Here is a 16,567-nt window from a genome sequence, read left to right on the forward strand (position 1 = left end):
ATTACTTTTCCTACAATCAATGAAAACTTCCAACTAGGAAGTTTCTAGATGTTGATATACGTTCACATTATATATTTCATACAAATAAACCTTTTTCATTTAGAACATTCTTACTTTCACCTATGCTCAAACATTCACTTTTATTAGTGTTTCACTCTAATATCTTATAAAAATAAAAAAGGTTTAGGTCATATATTTAATAAAGTTCCTACCCCTTATGCATTTTACTATATAAAAATACATGAAACAAGCAATACTCAGCCAGATAATGAAAACGACAAATAATCTTATCATGTTTTCAGCTTTTTATCTATACTAATAACATTTTTTGATTCTCCAACGTTAATTCTCAAATACAAATTTAATCTTATTTTCTTGTAATTCTAATTTTGCATCAAAGGTTTTTTCTCCTTTTTTAAATCCTTTGATAAGGTTACTCTTTCCTTCTTTTAGTAACTTTTTTACATTAGCCTGAGAAATTGTTTTACCTAGAATTTTTTTCGAGATAGTAAAGTCACAGTTGGCAGCAGTGTAATTAGAACACCCATAAAATGATCCTTTATCCACTACATCTCCATCGCATTTTTTACATTTTCCAACTTTCGTTCCTGTTGACTTGCCTTTTCCTCGTCTTTTACCACTTTCTCTTTTGAATTCGCTTAGATCGAATTTTTCAAAAGACCATACTTCACTTTCTCTTTTTGCATCCTCTATAAATTTAATAGCTAATTTTTTCACTTGTTCCATAAACTCTTTAGGGGATGCTTTGCCTTCTCCAATTTCGTTTAAACGCTGCTCCCATTTGGCCGTCATTTCGGGAGAAGCTAAGATGCTTGAACCAATAGATTGAATCAGCACTCTTCCTTTATTAGTAGCAAATACTTGATTCTTTTTCACATCTATATACTTTCTATCTCTTAATACGCCAATAATTCCAGCTCGAGTTGCTTCTGTACCTAAACCTTGTGTTTTATTTAAAACCTTCACTAACTCTCCATCTTCTAAATGTTTTCCTGCTGTTTTCATTAACGTGATTAACTGGCCTTCAGTGTAGCGTTTTGGAGGTTGGGTTTTACCTTCTTTCACTTTTACGTCCTGTACATTCCCTTTTTCACCATTTTTGAGATTAGGCAATTCCTGTTCATCTTCATCAGCTTCTTGTTCTTTTTGACTACTGTAGATAACTTTGCGCCAACCTTCTTGAATTTGTGCTTTTCCTTTAGAAATAAATGTTGCTCTTCCTTCAACCAATGTATTAATCGTTGTATAATCTAAAATAGCTTTATCGTAATGAGCTGCAATTAATCTTTTTACAATAAGCGTATAAATATTTGCTTCTTCTCCAGACATCTTAGATGGATCAGTTACTTGTTCCGTGGGAATTATTGCATAGTGATCCGTTACTTTTTTTTCATTTACATATCTTTTATTTTCTATAATGGAAACAAAAGGCAATGGGAAATATTGTTTAAAGTCATCGAATCGACTGATTTTTTCCAATGTATCTGGAAACATTGCTGCTTCTTCTTTTGTTACATAACTAGAATCTGACCTAGGGTAAGAAATAATACCTTTAACATAGAGCTTTTGAGCAACTTCAAGCGTTTTTTGTGGTGAATATTTAAACATCTTATTTGCCGTAGCTTGCAAAGACGATAAATTAAAAAGAAATGGAGGATGAAACTCTTTTCTTTCTTTGTCAATTGAATCAATGACTGCTTCTTTCCCTTTACAAAATTGCATAATCTTCTGCGCCATTTTGTCGTCATTTAAACGAGTATCTCCCTCTTTATGCCACTTGCCCCTATATTGCTTGTTATCCATGTTAAACGTAGCAACAACCTCCCAAAAAGGCTCAGATTTAAAATTTTCAATTTCAATCTCTCTTTTTACAATTAAAGCAAGGGTTGGTGTCTGAACGCGCCCTGTTGAAAATACATCTGATACCCCTTTTTTTTGCAGCAACAGTGTATATGCTCGAGACGCATTCATTCCTACAAGCCAATCTGCACAAGCTCTGCTTAAAGCCTCAAAATATATATTTCTAGTCTCGTGTTCTTCAAGCAAATGTTCAAATCCATTAACTACAGCTTTTGGAGTAAGCGAAGAAATCCATAGACGTTTCATCGGCTTTTTATTTTTACATAGAGCAAGAATGACTCTTATAATAGCTTCTCCTTCTCTTTCTGCGTCTCCGGCAATGATAATTTCATTTATTTCCTTGCGATGAACTAAATCTTTGATTATGTTAAACTGTTTCCATTTTGATTTTGTCACTCTATGTTGAAATTTTGTAGGAACAATTGGCAAGCTATCAAGAGACCATTTTTTCCATTTCGGATCATAATCTTCCGGGGGAATCAATTCGCATAAATGACCAATCGCCCATGTTAAAAGGCCGCCCTCTGGGAAAATATGATTGGGCTCTATTTCTACATACCCATCCTTTTTTTTAAAAGAAAAAGGCGAAGCAAGCTTTAAGCCTTGATCTGGTTTTTCTGCAATAATTAATTTCATAAAACATCTCCTAATATATATAAACGTACAGTACTGTATAATTTTTAGACATTCTATATTGTAATACTAAAAGTCCTTTTGATAAAATATTTATTTTTCCACTAAGGCATAAAAGCTGTTTAAACATAGGAATGGGTTGGGTAGGTTAATTCTACATGTTTTAAGCTCTTGAAGGGAATAGTACAAGTATCAAAAATAAGGAGATAAAATTTTATGGGTTACAATTTGTTTAAGTCAAAAAATACGGACCACTTTTCACTAATGGATATTCTCATGATATTCATTTCAAACAAGGCTCGTTATGTGTTTATTTTTGTTTTAATTTTTATGTGGTTTCGAAGCGATTCGAATAAAAAAGTGGTGGTACATGCTATAAAATCTTCGGCAGTTGCTTTGTTGATTAACACTTTTATTAGATTGTTTTATTTCAAACCTCGTCCGTTTATGAAACGGCGTGTCGGTATCCTTATCCCCTCGAAGATGGATTCCTCCTTTCCTAGTAAACACACGTTACTCGTGTTTGCTGTATCGACTTCTATTATACTACGTGAACGTATGCTTGGGTCAATCATGTGGGGATTGTCTATGTTGACAGGGCTGTCACGTATTTGGGTGGGACATCATTATCCTTCTGATATTATTGGAAGTGCCTTTATTGGCAGCTTCACAAGCGTCGTAATGAACAAATGTTCACGATTATTTAATAATTTTGTAAGATGCTTATATAAAGATGGTTAGTATTACCTCTGACATATGGATTTTAAAGATAGGGACTAACTCATTGTTTGAGTTAGTCCCTATCTTCATTTTTGATCATTTTTATTGTTTATAACTTGAGGTGTTAGTTCTTTCGCAAATTCACTAGCAAAATTCATTTGACTTTGTATTGGTCTTTTCGTGTTATTTCGAAGATTGTTATAAACTTCTTGGATTTTGTGCATCCATCTTGTATTTCGGCTGCCGATTACTCCAAGTGTTGTTAAACCAAGCAATGACCATGCTATCATGCTCCAGTTATTATTTCTTCTATTTAAAAGCATATTAAAGAAGCGTCGACTTCTTCTTCCACCCATTAAGGAAAACAGAGTGTTTATAGTGTTCATATTCATTACCCCCTATTTCGTATTTTTTGAATACAATCATATTTTGTGTTAAATCTACAGAAAATAGTGTTGGTAATTATTTATACTTTTTTCTAAATTAAAGATAGAATCCAGTCTTTTATATCTAAAATACGTAAATTTTTCGGCTTTGTATCTGTTCCGGTTACAATCATCGAAACAAGTGAATCTTGTTCATGCAATCCTCCGTGGCTGGCACCCCCTACATGTGTAGGAGATCCTTCGCCTATAAACTCATGTCCTGGTTTGGCATTAACAACAAGATAGTCTCCTTCATGCGAAAAAAAGGTTGTATAAAGCCTTGCCAATGCGTCTGGATATGTTCCATAACTAATGTTTTTTTCATTTATGGAAAGATCTAAAAGTTTTCGTTCTCCTTCTACATGCCAAGATTGACCATAATGATCAATAAAATCTCCTTCAGTATGAAAAGTGAGCTGTCCATCTTGAATACCGGAAGCTACGATTATCGAATTTCCTTTTTTCCAAGCGATAACATCAATCCTTTCATCTTTTTGCAAAACTTTTGCAAGTTCTTCTAAAGGGACAGCCTTAGCATCCAGAGAATAAATAAAGGCCATCCTTTCATTTACACCAAACACCACCTGATCGGAAGAAGTGATACGCTTTTTTAATTTTGGTATTTGATAAGCACTCAACAATTTTCTTAGGTCAATTAATGCTGCCTTACGATCATCATCAATCCACGCTTGACCATTATCCCCTAAAATAATCCAGATATTATTTGTTAAGGCCTCTTCCCACGTACGATAAGTGTTGAGGATCTTTTGCAATTGCTTGTCTACTTTTTCAATTCCTTTACTATCCATTCTCCCATGTTTATGTATACGTTGATCTAAATTAGGAAAGTAAGCAATGGTAAGTGCCGGAAGCATTTCCATCTCAATAAGATACTTCAATTCGGTTGCTGTAAATTTGTCATTAAATCCATACTTCTGCCAAAAATAGGAGTACCTTTTTGATGGATTCAACTTTTCCATAGACCCGTATGAAAAAACATCTGGCGCGTACGCATCTATTTTCCTTCTCATTCCGGTTACCAATGACATAAGGAGAGGAAAGGTTATTTGTATAGATTGATTGCCTCTGTACATTAACGCATTAATGGAAGCTGTTGGAATATTTTGTTCCCTAAGGATTTCATGAATCGTCTTATAATTTTTACTTAAATGGTTATGATTCAAATGATAAAAAATATCTTCCATGGACTGTTTTAATCCTAATTTTATTAGTTCTTTCACATGTCCCCCATAATTAATAATTCGATTTTCCTTTTTGTTAAACCAAACTAAGCCTGGGACTTTATGTTGATCACTATAAACACCTGTTAATAATGTACTATCAACATTTACGGACATCGTTGGAAATGGACTTACGACATTTGGAATGTTATAACCATTTTCGATAAAAAATTGTAATGCAGGAGCTTTTCCATTTTTTATCGCTTCCTGCATTGTTGGATTCATTAATGTATCAACAATAAGCATGATAATATGCTGCTTTTCTTTTCGATCAACGTTCATTTAAAACTCTTCCTTTCACAAAAACAATTCTTTTTTCTATCCAAAGAAAAGCTTTTGCAGACATATAAAATAATGACATGAAAAAACAAGGACAAACAATACACTAACCTTATATTTCCCATAACAGTAGATATTATTACCAATTAAAATCATTGTGAACTAGAGCAAGAAGTTGATCTAGTTATTCGGGATGAAAGTTCCAATAACTGGCGATAATAGCATATATAGAATAAAATAAAGGATGATATCGTGATTTATATATATAATGATTATGGTGGAACACATACTACAGCCTTAGCAGCAGCTTATCATTTAAAAAAATTGCCTGCAGATCGAAGGCTAACGAAGGAAGAAATATTAAATGTTAACAACTTTAATAAATTAACGACTTCTGATATGGGAAAGATTATTTTTCATGGGATAGATGAGGATGGAAATTCTGTTTATACAATTGGTCGAAAAAACTCCAAACTAGTTGTTCCAGCTTTAAAGAACCTAAGTTTATTATGGCAAGATAAATATAATAGTGATGAAAAAGTAGTTTTTTCCAATACCTCTCCAACTGTTCCATTTGCTATGACAATAGGAGGATTATTTTCTAGAGGGTTAAAAATCGATTTCATCGGGGTTCCGCTATTAGTTATAGGAGCCAAACAATGCTGTGATAATATTCATCAACTCGTTGAACACACGAAACAAGTTGGAAAATCGAGTCATGACAAAGTAATTGTATTAGAAAATACACAATTTAAGTAACATTTATATAGACAGAGAAAATAAAAAAGAGTGAAATATAAACAGATGCTCCATTCTGCCAACAATAATGCAGATTTAAGCATAGCTGTTTATACCACTCTTTCTTATTAAGAATACGCAACTTTTAACGATTTTTTTATTTCCAAATATAGTTCAATTTCTTTAATTACATAATATATTTGCGCCTGCTCTTCAAAAACATCCCAATTGTGAGGAAGCGATTCTCTTTTTATTATTTCTTCTATTTTTTGAAGTTTGCTTAAAAAAAGCTGAGCCGTATTTCCTGGATGGATACAAAGACTTAATTCTTCTAAAAAATCGGCAACTACTTGCCTTTGTTCTGATAATATTTGAACAGACGTTACTCGATTAAATAACCGTTCCATTATATCTAACTGTTTTTCACGAATGGTAAAATATTTATAATAATAATTTTCCTTTCGTGTAAAATGATTTTGCACATCCCTAAATGCTAAACTTTTGGCGATTTGCACTTCTTTTGCCGTACTTTTTAATTTGCTTTGATAATTACTATCACATTCATTAGTTCGTAAAAAATCTACCATTTCCATCAACAACTCCCGGAAATGTTTTTCGATCTTCATTTGATATTCTTTCATTTGTTTATCTAAGCTAGGCATATAACTGTTTACAAGCAATGCAGCTCCTATACCTATTACAATTAATCCAAGTTCATTAAGAATAATATCCCAATTCATATTATTTCTTGAATATATATGGAGAATGATTACTGTACTTGTTACTACCCCTTCGTTTACTTTTAATAATACGGTGGTAGGAATAAACAAAAGCAACAATAAACCAATAACATATGGTTTATAGGCAATCCCTTCGAAAAAAATAAATGAAAAAGGAATAGACAACATACAAGCAACAAATCGAGCAAAAGCACTATTAAGCGATTTTTTCTTTGAATTCTGAACACATAATATCGTAATAATAGCAGATGATACAAAAAAATCCAATTTGCATAATTGAGCCAAACTAATGCCAACACTTACTGCTACTGCAGTTTTAGCAGTACGATAACCGATTTTATACTTTTTTAACCTTTTTAATGCTATATCCATAATCAATCACAACCTGTTACTAACAAGTCATCCTGTAAAGAAGCAAGCTTTGTCTGTATTGAAATTTTGTCACCAGGTTTAACTAAAAGCGAAACAACAGATCCACTAAATGGTACAGCGATATCTTTAATTTCGCCACCATTTGTCTTAACTGTTAATATTGTTTCCCACTCATAAAAATAAGCATTTTCTTGAATCAATATTTGATCTACCATTCCTTCAAAAGGGCTTAAAATTATCTGGTCTTCACTTGAAATTTCATAATATGGACTTTGACTGCTTTTTACAATCGTTTCAATCATTTTTTTAAAACTTCCTTTTTTATTTAGTTTTGGAGGATGTTCAAAAAGTCACTCATTTTGAACATACACATTTAGTTTTTACAAATTAAATAATAAATATCATGTTAATAAAAACACATTTCTATACACATTTCAATGCTTTCTTGCAATCTTTTTTATTTTTTTACCATACCAAATTAAGGGAATGAAATCCGACATAATATAACGTAGAAAGACGGATTTCCTTACATCTTCACGCTATATTTTTTCCATTTAAAAACTAGTCACTAAGGATAGGGTTTGATCTCATTTTTCTTTTAAACTAATTGAACTGACAGCCAACTATTTTATCATTTCCTCGTAAACGATAAAAAAACTGGTAAAAACCAGTTTAAAAGTTATATCTTATCACGTTGTTTTCTAACTGCATATACCAATTTTCCTTTTCAATAATAGTTGAGACCGTTAATATAGAGGAAGGAATTTTTTCAACGTAAAAGACAATTAACCCCATCTCTTTATTTAAAATAACACAAGAGTTTCCATGTGAAAATGTTGCTAAGTCTTTTCCCATTAAGAGAATGCTTTTTACTATTACATGTTTTCTTTCCTCTTCCAAAACGATATTTGGTAAAAATCTTAAGATCCAATTCTCCTTTTCCATAGAAAACCGATACATTTATCCACCCTCTTATTCCCTTTTAAATGCTTCCATTACGATTCCTGCATAATTACTACATTATTATGAAGAAACTGCATTTTTCATGATAAAAAAATAGTGGAAAAATCCAACTCACACTCCATTTAATGAGGAGGGTATGCACCCTTTTAAAATGAAGGCTCTGTTAAATTTCAGTGTTGATTAGAATGGTCAGGAAATTCACTCGCTTTCCGCGGACGACAGGCAAGCCTCCTCGTCGCTTTGCTCCTGTGTGGTCTCGCCTGTCTCGCTAATCCCGCAGGAGTCGTACTGACGCCTCTCCTAACCAACATGATTGTCGTTTTCAAACTTTATATACCATTTTTATCCAACTAAATATAAACTTTACCTATTATTTATATAATAAAACACTTCTTCAGTGGCCTCCGTACCTCACTGCGGGGTCTTTCCAGCCCGTTTTTCCGCAGAAGTCTCGCAAATTTCCTTCCAATATCAACAATATCGTTTAACAGAGCCAAAATGAAAAGAGAAATATTACCCTGCCAATAAATCCTTCATCATTTTTTATGATAATGTATGCGTTTCCTTTAGAAAATTTTTCAAGTATAAATATGTAAAAAATTGATGAAACTTTTCTGAAAAACGACCTTGAAACCTTGACTGTAAAGGGTTATTCGTGTATATTATAGACATCATTTAACAAAATTCTGAAAAATCTTTTTCTATTAGTGTGTATTCTAAAAAGAGGACAAAGAGAGCGGAGAAAATCGAAATGCGGGTGTCTCGAAACCCAGTGCGCAATAGTACTTTATAAGGACTCGATTGACGTTGCAACGAAGAGATTCGCAAGCTATTGTTTCTAGACTTTTTTGAATAACCTCTATTATTATTTTGTTCTATGAGAATATTTATTTTATAGGCACAAAGAGAGTGTCTTGAAAGGCTTAGGAGGAATTTTATTATGCAAAACGGTAAAGTAAAATGGTTTAATAACGAAAAAGGTTTTGGATTTATCGAAGTTGAAGGTGGAGACGATGTATTCGTACACTTCACTGCTATTCAAGGTGAAGGATTCAAATCATTAGAAGAGGGACAAGAAGTTTCTTTTGAAATCGTTGAAGGTAACCGTGGACCTCAAGCTGCTAACGTTGTAAAACTATAATCGAAAATATTATTTTATAAATAATATTATGCTAGAGCTGACTATTCAGGTCAGCTCTATTTATTTCCTTCTTCATCCCCTAATATTTTTTCTCCATATTTTTTTATTCTTTCCCCAACCGTACATTGTGAAATACAGAAACGATGTGCATATCTTTTACCTTTATCGATTTTATTATGTTGATACAAAAAACAGTCTTTACAATAATCATTCATTAATTCTTCCACTTCATGAATCCATTTTTTTCTTCCCAATTTTCCATCCCCGCTTTTTTGTTATTCCCTTTGATAATAGGTGATTATTTCTATGATGTAGTCGGATCCAAATTACATCTATCGTGAAATAATTTGCATTTTACTGTATATTTTTTTGCCTTGCAGTGCCTGTGTTGCTAATTTATCTGCTTCTTTATTATCATTCCTGCCAATAGGTGTGTAAATACTATACAATTTTAGCATAGTTATTTTTTCTTCTATCCTATCCAGCCAATTGCTTAAGTCTTTTTCATAACATGGCCATTCTCCAGCTAATTGTTTTAAAACAACTTGAGAATCGCCTCTAAATTCACATGTAACCCCATGTGCATTTAATTCTTCCAGTAAATTAAGTGAATGATAAAGCGCAGCATATTCTGCTTCATTATTTGATTTCATCTCATGAAATAATTCATTTGCTCGAATTCTGTATTTCTTTTTTCCTTGATAAAAAAATAATACAACGCCAATGCCTGCGATTTCTTCTTCTTTATCATAACCACCATCAAAATATATGACAAAATCATGTGGCTCATCTTCTATTATTTCAGACAATTTTTTTAACTCTTTTAAATTCCACTCCGTACCTTTTTCATCATAATAAAACAACTCTTTTCCTTTTTTGCTTTTTTCAATATCTTCCCCTACTGTAATTGCTATATTAACTGGCATCCAATCAGAAGTAAAATAAGCTTCCTCTTTTTTATTTAACACATATTTCCATTCTAATTTATACTTCATATTCATTCCACCTTTTTATTCTCTTTTATGTCTACGTTTTATTTACACTTATTCATTTCACGTTATAATAAGTGATGTCTGTCTTCTTTTATTTTAGGCTATGTGTTAAAAAGCTCGTTGTTGATTTGGGCACTATGTTGATTGGAGTGAAAGGCGTGAGACTCCTGCGGGAAAAGCGAGTCAGAGGGAGACCCCACAGGCGCATAAGCACCGAGGAGGCTCCCGGATCGCCCGCGGAAAGCGAACGCTATCACTGCAATCAACAGGCAAGTTTAACAGAGCTAATTTTTAAAATGGTACTCATATGGATTATTATATGTAGAACGGAGCCTTTGCAATAATCGATTCCATCCGTCTCCATGTCTGTACGTAATATTACAAAGAAGTCTATTTTCCAAAAATGGAGGTTAATATGATAGAAGTATACATTGATGGTGCCAGTGCAGGAAACCCAGGTCCGAGTGGCGCCGGCATTTTTATAAAAGGTCATGGTAGTGCTGAAAAATACTCTATTCCGCTTGGAAATATGAGTAACCATGAAGCAGAATACCATGCTTTTATTAAAGCTTTAGAATTATGCATTGAAAAAAAGTATCAAACTGTAAGTTTTCGAACAGATTCTCAATTAGTCAATCAAGCAGTAGAAAAGGAATTTGTAAAAAACAAACAGTTTGCTCCATTATTAGAACATGCTTTATTATTAACAAAAAAATTGGATTTATTTTTTTTAAAATGGATTCCCAGCAGTCAAAACAAAACAGCTGATGAGCTTGCACGTATGGCAATTAGACTAAATTCCTAAAACACCTGCTGTTTGTAAATTAAATTTACTTCAAAAAAAAATTCCTGCTATTTTGAACAAAATGCAAGTTCTTTATAGCGGGAATAACTTGTTGTGTTTAATAAAATGGATTGCTTGCTTTTTTGTCATAACATTATTATTTACAAACATCTCCAGTAATGATACATAGAAACTTCCATCAAATCGTTTCTGAATTTTTAACGTGCATTCTATTGCAGCCATACTTATTTCATCTGTTGCATTCGTTAAAGCTTTTCCGAAATAGATAAAACCAACATAGTCTTCCCCAATCGAAAAGCCTTTGCTTTGTAGAAATAGCAAATACTCTTCTAATGTTTTCAATAAACGCCAAATCCCCTCTTATTTCATCCTATTATAAGATTACTTTATTTTCCGACTATTTTCTATCCTTTTCTATTGAAAAGAGGACGGAGCTGCGTCATTTTATATGGAAAAAACTAACAGTGGTGCTTCGTATGTTGTTGTTTATCCTTATGAGTAAAGAGCAGCTCCGCTTACCTCAACTTTATTAAGTTAGAATCTACCCTTGGTAGTGAAGGCAAAGGATTAGACTTTATGTGAGTTTTCTGAACATAAATATCCCAAATATCCAATGAAGAAACCAAGAAGAGCACCACCTAACACTTCCTGTGGCTGATGTCCGAGCATTTCTTTTAATTTTTTTGGCTGTTTCTCTACAAAAGGTACTTTTTCATCCTTTTTTATTCTTTCAACTAACTCTCCTAAATCATTTACTTTCAGTGTTAATTCACCTGTTTGTCTTCTTATTCCTTGTGCATCATACATCACAATTAATCCGTATACAAGAGAAAGGGCAAAATCAATCGATGAAACACCTTTTTGCAAGGCAATATACGTTGTCAGCGACGAAACACCTGCTGAATGGGAACTCGGCATTTCACCTGTTTGAAAAAACAATCCTGGTTTCCACTTTCCAGTTTTAAAAAAATAAAGTGGGATTTTTAAACCTTGAGCTGCAGCAATACTCGTTAACGCAACATAAACACCTTTATTCATTTTCTCACCTCAAAGATTATTTTTCATAATCAACGGGTAAATTATGCGATAATGCGAATACTACTTATATAATTTTATTTCCATATCAGTGTTTATAAATGATAAAGGCGGTGTGAGCGGAGCCAAGCTTTTCTATATACAAAGTAGGCTATTTTTATCCAGCTTATTGAGAGAAGGCGTAGCCCCAGCCCCTTTTCCCCAAAAAAAGAAAGGATGTTAAGAATGAGTATAAAAAATCACACAAATAAAGGAACTGCTGCACGCAGTGTAAATCCGCAAGGCTTCGGTCAAGATGAAAGAACGGCAAAACCAAAAAGCAAATTAGAAAACGCAGCGAAAAAAAAGAATACGAAATAAGTTCGATTCTTCCCTATCCACTCCTTGCAGCCTAAAAATAATTTGTCCTTGTTGCAAGGAGTAAACTACAGAAAAATTATTGAATAGTAATTTCTTGATTTTTTTTGACATATCGATGAAAATGTTTAAATTCAAGTTCATTAAATTTTTTGATCGCAACGTCTGGATTGATTTCAAAGATACTCTCCTCTAATAAACAATCAACTGGAACATCACATTTTATCTCTGCTAGAAGCCTGCTTAAATGCAGCATATCTATATCTGCTTCAATTTTTAACTGTTGGCTTTTTGTGAGTTTAGCAATATTTGCAACGATCCCATCCACATTTGTATGTTCTTGCAGTAGTCTTAATGCCGTTTTTTCACCGATTCCTTTCACACCAGGATAATTATCACTTGGATCACCCATTAATGCCTTTAGATCAATCATTTGTACTGGTTGAATACCTTTTTCTGCAAAAAAAGTTTCCGGTGTATGCACTAGATAATTACCATAACCTTTTTTTAACAATGCAACCGAAATATGTTCGTCTAACAGCTGTAAAATATCTTGATCGCCTGTTAAAATAGTAACTTGCACCTTTCCTCTCATCTTTTTAGCAATTGTTCCAATACAATCATCTGCTTCAAATCCCACAACACCAATATTAGGTACATGAAAGCTTTCCACCACTTCTTTGACTAATTCAAATTGTGGAAGAAGTTCCACTGGTGCTTCAGATCGGTTGGCTTTGTAGGAAGGATACATTTCTGTTCGGAATGTCGTGCTTCCCATATCCCAACAAACTGCTACATGTGTTGGATTAAATTGTTCTATCGCTGTAAAGAAATGCTTTATAAATCCATAAATAGCATTTGTTGGTACCCCTTTACTATTAATCATAAATTGTCCCGTAACAGCTGTCGCAAAATAAGCACGAAATAATAATGCCATTCCATCTACGAGCAGAAGGGAATTGTCATTTCTTTGATTCAAATTATTCATCTCCTTTTTACCCAATTTTTAATGGGCAATAATTCCCCAGTAATGGAAGTTTCACTTTATCTAAAAGTACATTATAACAGATTTATGACCTTTTCAAATTGGTACGTTTTTTCAATTTTACACAAATAGCTCCTTTACCTTCTAATAAAATAGTTTTATTCACAAGCTTTTCTTTATTATTCTCTTCCTTTTACATTATTCCTGTTCTTAAATGATGATTTTTCCCAATAAAAAAAATCCAATTTTATCATCGGATTTTATCAAAACAATTATATGTTATATGTAAGTTGCGATTATTTTTGATGTGCTGCTTTGCTAACATTATTTAGAACATGTTTCATAACAAATAAATAACCAACTACCGTTAAACCGATGGAAATAGCTACCATTCGTAACACCTTCTTTCTGTCAATGAGAATAATATTCAACTTCAATTACATTTTATCATTAACGATAATCATTTTCAATACACCTTATAAATATTTCGAATTTTTTTTCTTTTTTACACTGAATGTTCATAGAAAATTCATAAAAAAAAGGATTATCCTAATAAGGACATCCTTAAACGTTTTGAAGGAGTTGCTGTGCAATAATAATTATAAAGTTTTTTCGCTAATCATTCATCGTTAATAATTTCCAATGTTGTTCTACAAATTTTTTATTTTACTACATCTGTAAAAATAATTCCAAGTAGGTATTTATCACTAAAAGAAATCAAGGCTAAATGAACTAATTTATTTTGATAATTTTTAATTTTACATATCCTAATATGTCGAAAACTGTGATAAAATGATGATACTTGATGAATTTGGAGGAATGATTGGTGACAGTAACAAAAAGTGCAACAGAAATATTAAACGGGACTATTGAATCTGTTAAAGAAGTCCTCCCTTTTGACATTTCCATCGATAAACCTACACTAATTTCTGCACCTTTTACGCAACAATCAATTGGGGTATTAATAGGATTAACCGGAGATTTTCGTGGGAGGATTATTATAGACGGCAATGAAGTAGTTTTTGGTAAAATTGGTGAATCAATGTTTGGAATGGCTCTTGAAGGTGTTATGCTAGAATCTTTTTCTGGTGAGCTTGGAAATATGATTGCCGGAAATTTAACTACTTTTGTTTCAAAAAATGGAATAGAAATGGATATTACACCACCAACCGTTCTAATTGGAGAAACAAAAATGTATGGTTTTAACAAAGCACTCCGTTTACCTATTTCCCTTCCATCTATTGGTGAATTAACGATTATCTTAATGTTGGAAAATTAAAAACATCAAAAATAATAAAAGGGGGGTTATCTAAAGACATCCTCCCTCCTTTTATAGATTAATCTTTTTGTTTTTTACTTTCCTGACTTTGCACTTCAATGTTAATTTTATTTTCTACCTTTTTTCCACAAACCGTACAGGTTGTAGGCTCTTTGTAAATAATTCGGCAATGTTCACAATAATAGTTCTCCATATTTTCACATCCACTTTTTAATCCATTTATATTAAGATATTTAGCATCTAAAAAATTTGTGCTATCATTTTATTAAAAAAAGTGAACATTTATTACTTCCTTACATTTGTCGATATCATTGCTTATATTACCTTTCTATTCCTTCATCCAACCTGACCAACTAAAAAGCTGTGACTATAAATTTTAGTAAATATTAAAAAGCCTCGTAAAAAATTTATTTTACGAGGCTGAAATTGCATTCCAAAAAGAATATCTACTAATTTATAGCTTATATACATCTCTGTATTTGTCAGATAAATAGTTAATTAAATAAGTTGGATTTAACCCTTCACCCGTTACGTCATTTAATATTTCAAGTGGTTTTTTTGTTTTACCATACTGATGAATTTTTTCATTTAGCCACTCTTTTATTAATTGCAACTCTCCTTTTTCTAATAATGCATCAAAATCAGGAATATCTTTTAATAAGGTTTGTTTAATTTGAGCTGCATACATATATCCTAATGCATAGGAAGGAAAATAACCAAAGCTTCCGCCGGCCCAATGAACATCCTGCAATACTCCTTCTCCATCATTTCCAGGAGACATACCTAAATACGATTGATACTTTTCATTCCATAATGCTGGTAAATCTTTCACCTCAATTTCATCATTAAATAATCCTTTTTCTAATTCATATCGAATAATGATATGTAATGGATACGTAAGTTCATCTGCTTCAATGCGAATAAGAGAAGGTTTTGATTCATTTATAGCACGATAAAAATCCTTGCCTGAGATTTGATCGAACTGACCGTTACTATATGATTTTAACTTTGTAAAATTTTGTTTCCAGAAAGAATAATTCCTTCCTACAAAATTTTCATAAAACAAAGACTGCGACTCATGGATACCCATGGATGTACCTGTACATAACGGGGTTCCCACCAGTTCTTTTGCAATATTTTGTTCATATAATGCGTGTCCTACTTCATGAATTGTTCCAAAAACCGCTACTCTAAAATCAGATTCTACATATTTTGTTGTGATACGAACATCTCCAGGATTAATCCCCGTAGCAAATGGATGTACTGTTTCATCTAATCTTCCTGCCTCAAAATCATAACCAATTTGCTTTAATATTTCTAAACTAAATGCACGCTGTTTCTCTTTTGGAAATTGCTCAAATAAAAAAGACGTTTCAGGCTGATCATCAGCTTCGGCAATCTGTTGGACTAACGGAACGATTTTACTTCTTAATTCTGCAAACACTTTATCCAAAATTTCTACTGTAATGCCTGGTTCATACATATCTAACAATGTATTATATTTGTTGCCTTCATATCCCCAATAACCAATAAATTTTTTCGTTATCGCCACTAGCTTTTCTAGATAAGGATGGAATAAAGAAAAATCCGCTTTCTCTTTCGCTTCTTCCCATACGCTTTCTGCTTTAGACTGAAGCATCACATATTCTTTATATTCTGTTGGAGGAATTTTTTTATTGCGATCGTAGTCTTTTTTTACTTCTTGAACGGTTTTAATGGTCACATCTGATAATTCAGTCTGTACTTTTTCATCCGTTAATTGTGATATGTATGTTTCTAGCTCTCCAGATGTAGACATATTAAATAGTTCAGATGATAAAACACCAATAACTTCTGTTCGCTGATCCACACCTTTTTTAGGAGCTCCAGTTCTTAAATCCCAATAAATTAATGCCAACGCTTCATTATAAGCACCCATTTTTTTCACATAGTCTAAAAATTCTTTTTCTAATTTTGTAATTGAATTGCTCAAAAAATCAAG

Annotated in this window: 19 protein-coding genes; 6 read left to right on the forward strand and 13 right to left on the reverse strand. The window is 32.5% G+C overall.

What is annotated here, in order from left to right:
- Positions 1-342: 342 nt before the first annotated feature.
- Positions 343-2,517 (reverse strand): DNA topoisomerase III, encoded by a 2,175-nt coding sequence (locus tag ACTXGU_RS02435; RefSeq protein ID WP_443479905.1) that lies wholly within the window; start codon positions 2,515-2,517, stop codon positions 343-345.
- A gap of 213 nt (positions 2,518-2,730) precedes the next feature.
- Here ACTXGU_RS02435 and ACTXGU_RS02440 point away from each other — a divergent pair, with 213 nt between their 5' ends.
- The gene (locus ACTXGU_RS02440; protein ID WP_443479906.1) at positions 2,731-3,255 is read left to right on the forward strand and encodes an undecaprenyl-diphosphatase; all 525 of its coding nucleotides are present in this window, start codon (positions 2,731-2,733) and stop codon (positions 3,253-3,255) included.
- 65 nt (positions 3,256-3,320) lie between these two features.
- Here the strand turns inward: ACTXGU_RS02440 and ACTXGU_RS02445 are convergent, their stop codons facing one another.
- Together ACTXGU_RS02445 and ACTXGU_RS02450 are read right to left on the reverse strand one after the other, a co-directional pair.
- Positions 3,321-3,620, reverse strand: a complete 300-nt coding sequence (locus ACTXGU_RS02445) for a hypothetical protein (protein WP_443479907.1) — start codon at positions 3,618-3,620, stop codon at positions 3,321-3,323.
- 92 nt (positions 3,621-3,712) lie between these two features.
- A complete protein-coding gene (locus tag ACTXGU_RS02450) occupies positions 3,713-5,182 on the reverse strand; it encodes an alkaline phosphatase family protein (protein ID WP_443479908.1) in 1,470 nt (489 codons plus the stop codon).
- 249 nt (positions 5,183-5,431) lie between these two features.
- Between ACTXGU_RS02450 and ACTXGU_RS02455 the strand changes: the two genes are divergently transcribed.
- Positions 5,432-5,938, forward strand: a complete 507-nt coding sequence (locus tag ACTXGU_RS02455) for a DUF3189 family protein (protein WP_443479909.1) — start codon at positions 5,432-5,434, stop codon at positions 5,936-5,938.
- A gap of 107 nt (positions 5,939-6,045) precedes the next feature.
- On the opposite strand, the gene ACTXGU_RS02460 is transcribed toward ACTXGU_RS02455, so the two are convergent.
- The 3 genes from ACTXGU_RS02460 to ACTXGU_RS02470 form a co-directional block, all read right to left on the reverse strand.
- Positions 6,046-7,029 (reverse strand): aromatic acid exporter family protein, encoded by a 984-nt coding sequence (locus ACTXGU_RS02460; RefSeq protein WP_443479910.1) that lies wholly within the window; start codon positions 7,027-7,029, stop codon positions 6,046-6,048.
- A gap of 2 nt (positions 7,030-7,031) precedes the next feature.
- Positions 7,032-7,331 carry a hypothetical protein gene (locus ACTXGU_RS02465; RefSeq protein ID WP_443479911.1) on the reverse strand — a complete coding sequence of 100 codons (300 nt, stop codon included), beginning with the start codon at positions 7,329-7,331 and terminating at the stop codon, positions 7,032-7,034.
- Positions 7,332-7,701: 370 nt separating this feature from the next.
- Entirely contained in the window at positions 7,702-7,989 is a 288-nt protein-coding gene (locus ACTXGU_RS02470; protein ID WP_443479912.1) for a hypothetical protein, read from the reverse strand.
- A gap of 943 nt (positions 7,990-8,932) precedes the next feature.
- Between ACTXGU_RS02470 and cspD the strand changes: the two genes are divergently transcribed.
- Positions 8,933-9,133 carry a cold-shock protein CspD gene (gene cspD / locus ACTXGU_RS02475; protein WP_009332654.1) on the forward strand — a complete coding sequence of 67 codons (201 nt, stop codon included), beginning with the start codon at positions 8,933-8,935 and terminating at the stop codon, positions 9,131-9,133.
- Between the two features lie 56 nt (positions 9,134-9,189).
- Here the strand turns inward: cspD and ACTXGU_RS02480 are convergent, their stop codons facing one another.
- Together ACTXGU_RS02480 and ACTXGU_RS02485 are read right to left on the reverse strand one after the other, a co-directional pair.
- Entirely contained in the window at positions 9,190-9,387 is a 198-nt protein-coding gene (locus ACTXGU_RS02480) for a zinc-finger domain-containing protein (RefSeq protein ID WP_443479913.1), read from the reverse strand.
- Positions 9,388-9,465: 78 nt separating this feature from the next.
- A complete protein-coding gene (locus tag ACTXGU_RS02485) occupies positions 9,466-10,128 on the reverse strand; it encodes a reverse transcriptase-like protein (protein WP_443479914.1) in 663 nt (220 codons plus the stop codon).
- Between the two features lie 412 nt (positions 10,129-10,540).
- On the opposite strand from ACTXGU_RS02485, the gene ACTXGU_RS02490 reads away from it, so the two are divergent.
- Positions 10,541-10,930 (forward strand): reverse transcriptase-like protein, encoded by a 390-nt coding sequence (locus ACTXGU_RS02490; protein ID WP_443479915.1) that lies wholly within the window; start codon positions 10,541-10,543, stop codon positions 10,928-10,930.
- A gap of 72 nt (positions 10,931-11,002) precedes the next feature.
- On the opposite strand, the gene ACTXGU_RS02495 is transcribed toward ACTXGU_RS02490, so the two are convergent.
- The gene (locus ACTXGU_RS02495) at positions 11,003-11,272 is read right to left on the reverse strand and encodes a DUF6123 family protein (RefSeq protein WP_443479916.1); all 270 of its coding nucleotides are present in this window, start codon (positions 11,270-11,272) and stop codon (positions 11,003-11,005) included.
- A 225-nt stretch (positions 11,273-11,497) separates the two neighbouring features.
- A complete protein-coding gene (locus tag ACTXGU_RS02500; RefSeq protein WP_443479917.1) occupies positions 11,498-11,968 on the reverse strand; it encodes a divergent PAP2 family protein in 471 nt (156 codons plus the stop codon).
- A gap of 222 nt (positions 11,969-12,190) precedes the next feature.
- Between ACTXGU_RS02500 and sspL the strand changes: the two genes are divergently transcribed.
- Positions 12,191-12,325, forward strand: coding sequence for a small, acid-soluble spore protein L (sspL, locus tag ACTXGU_RS02505; protein ID WP_443479918.1), 135 nt, complete (start codon positions 12,191-12,193; stop codon positions 12,323-12,325).
- Positions 12,326-12,401: 76 nt separating this feature from the next.
- Here sspL and ACTXGU_RS02510 read toward each other — a convergent pair whose 3' ends face one another.
- Positions 12,402-13,259, reverse strand: coding sequence for a 5'-3' exonuclease (locus tag ACTXGU_RS02510; protein ID WP_443480164.1), 858 nt, complete (start codon positions 13,257-13,259; stop codon positions 12,402-12,404).
- 874 nt (positions 13,260-14,133) lie between these two features.
- On the opposite strand from ACTXGU_RS02510, the gene ACTXGU_RS02515 reads away from it, so the two are divergent.
- On the forward strand, positions 14,134-14,586 hold the full coding sequence (locus ACTXGU_RS02515; protein WP_443479919.1) for a chemotaxis protein CheX: 453 nt from the start codon (positions 14,134-14,136) through the stop codon (positions 14,584-14,586).
- A 58-nt stretch (positions 14,587-14,644) separates the two neighbouring features.
- Here ACTXGU_RS02515 and ACTXGU_RS02520 read toward each other — a convergent pair whose 3' ends face one another.
- Together ACTXGU_RS02520 and ACTXGU_RS02525 are read right to left on the reverse strand one after the other, a co-directional pair.
- Positions 14,645-14,779: a hypothetical protein gene (locus ACTXGU_RS02520; RefSeq protein ID WP_443479920.1), complete on the reverse strand. Its 135-nt coding sequence runs from the start codon at positions 14,777-14,779 to the stop codon at positions 14,645-14,647.
- Positions 14,780-15,040: 261 nt separating this feature from the next.
- Positions 15,041-16,558 (reverse strand): carboxypeptidase M32, encoded by a 1,518-nt coding sequence (locus ACTXGU_RS02525; protein WP_443479921.1) that lies wholly within the window; start codon positions 16,556-16,558, stop codon positions 15,041-15,043.
- Positions 16,559-16,567: the final 9 nt, after the last annotated feature.

The organism is Niallia sp. 01092 (assembly GCF_052318935.1).
Classification (GTDB): domain Bacteria; phylum Bacillota; class Bacilli; order Bacillales; family Cytobacillaceae; genus Niallia.

Coding starts and splice junctions, on each gene's coding strand:
- cspD (WP_009332654.1), top strand. CDS start 8,933: ATGCAAAACGGTAAAGTAAAATGGTTTAATAACGAAAAAGGTTTTGGA.
- sspL (WP_443479918.1), top strand. CDS start 12,191: ATGAGTATAAAAAATCACACAAATAAAGGAACTGCTGCACGCAGTGTA.
- ACTXGU_RS02470 (WP_443479912.1), bottom strand. CDS start 7,989: ATGTATCGGTTTTCTATGGAAAAGGAGAATTGGATCTTAAGATTTTTA.
- ACTXGU_RS02485 (WP_443479914.1), bottom strand. CDS start 10,128: ATGAAGTATAAATTAGAATGGAAATATGTGTTAAATAAAAAAGAGGAA.
- ACTXGU_RS02520 (WP_443479920.1), bottom strand. CDS start 14,779: ATGGAGAACTATTATTGTGAACATTGCCGAATTATTTACAAAGAGCCT.
- ACTXGU_RS02490 (WP_443479915.1), top strand. CDS start 10,541: ATGATAGAAGTATACATTGATGGTGCCAGTGCAGGAAACCCAGGTCCG.
- ACTXGU_RS02500 (WP_443479917.1), bottom strand. CDS start 11,968: ATGAATAAAGGTGTTTATGTTGCGTTAACGAGTATTGCTGCAGCTCAA.
- ACTXGU_RS02440 (WP_443479906.1), top strand. CDS start 2,731: ATGGGTTACAATTTGTTTAAGTCAAAAAATACGGACCACTTTTCACTA.
- ACTXGU_RS02435 (WP_443479905.1), bottom strand. CDS start 2,517: ATGAAATTAATTATTGCAGAAAAACCAGATCAAGGCTTAAAGCTTGCT.
- ACTXGU_RS02450 (WP_443479908.1), bottom strand. CDS start 5,182: ATGAACGTTGATCGAAAAGAAAAGCAGCATATTATCATGCTTATTGTT.
- ACTXGU_RS02510 (WP_443480164.1), bottom strand. CDS start 13,259: ATGGCATTATTATTTCGTGCTTATTTTGCGACAGCTGTTACGGGACAA.
- ACTXGU_RS02460 (WP_443479910.1), bottom strand. CDS start 7,029: ATGGATATAGCATTAAAAAGGTTAAAAAAGTATAAAATCGGTTATCGT.
- ACTXGU_RS02465 (WP_443479911.1), bottom strand. CDS start 7,331: ATGATTGAAACGATTGTAAAAAGCAGTCAAAGTCCATATTATGAAATT.
- ACTXGU_RS02445 (WP_443479907.1), bottom strand. CDS start 3,620: ATGAACACTATAAACACTCTGTTTTCCTTAATGGGTGGAAGAAGAAGT.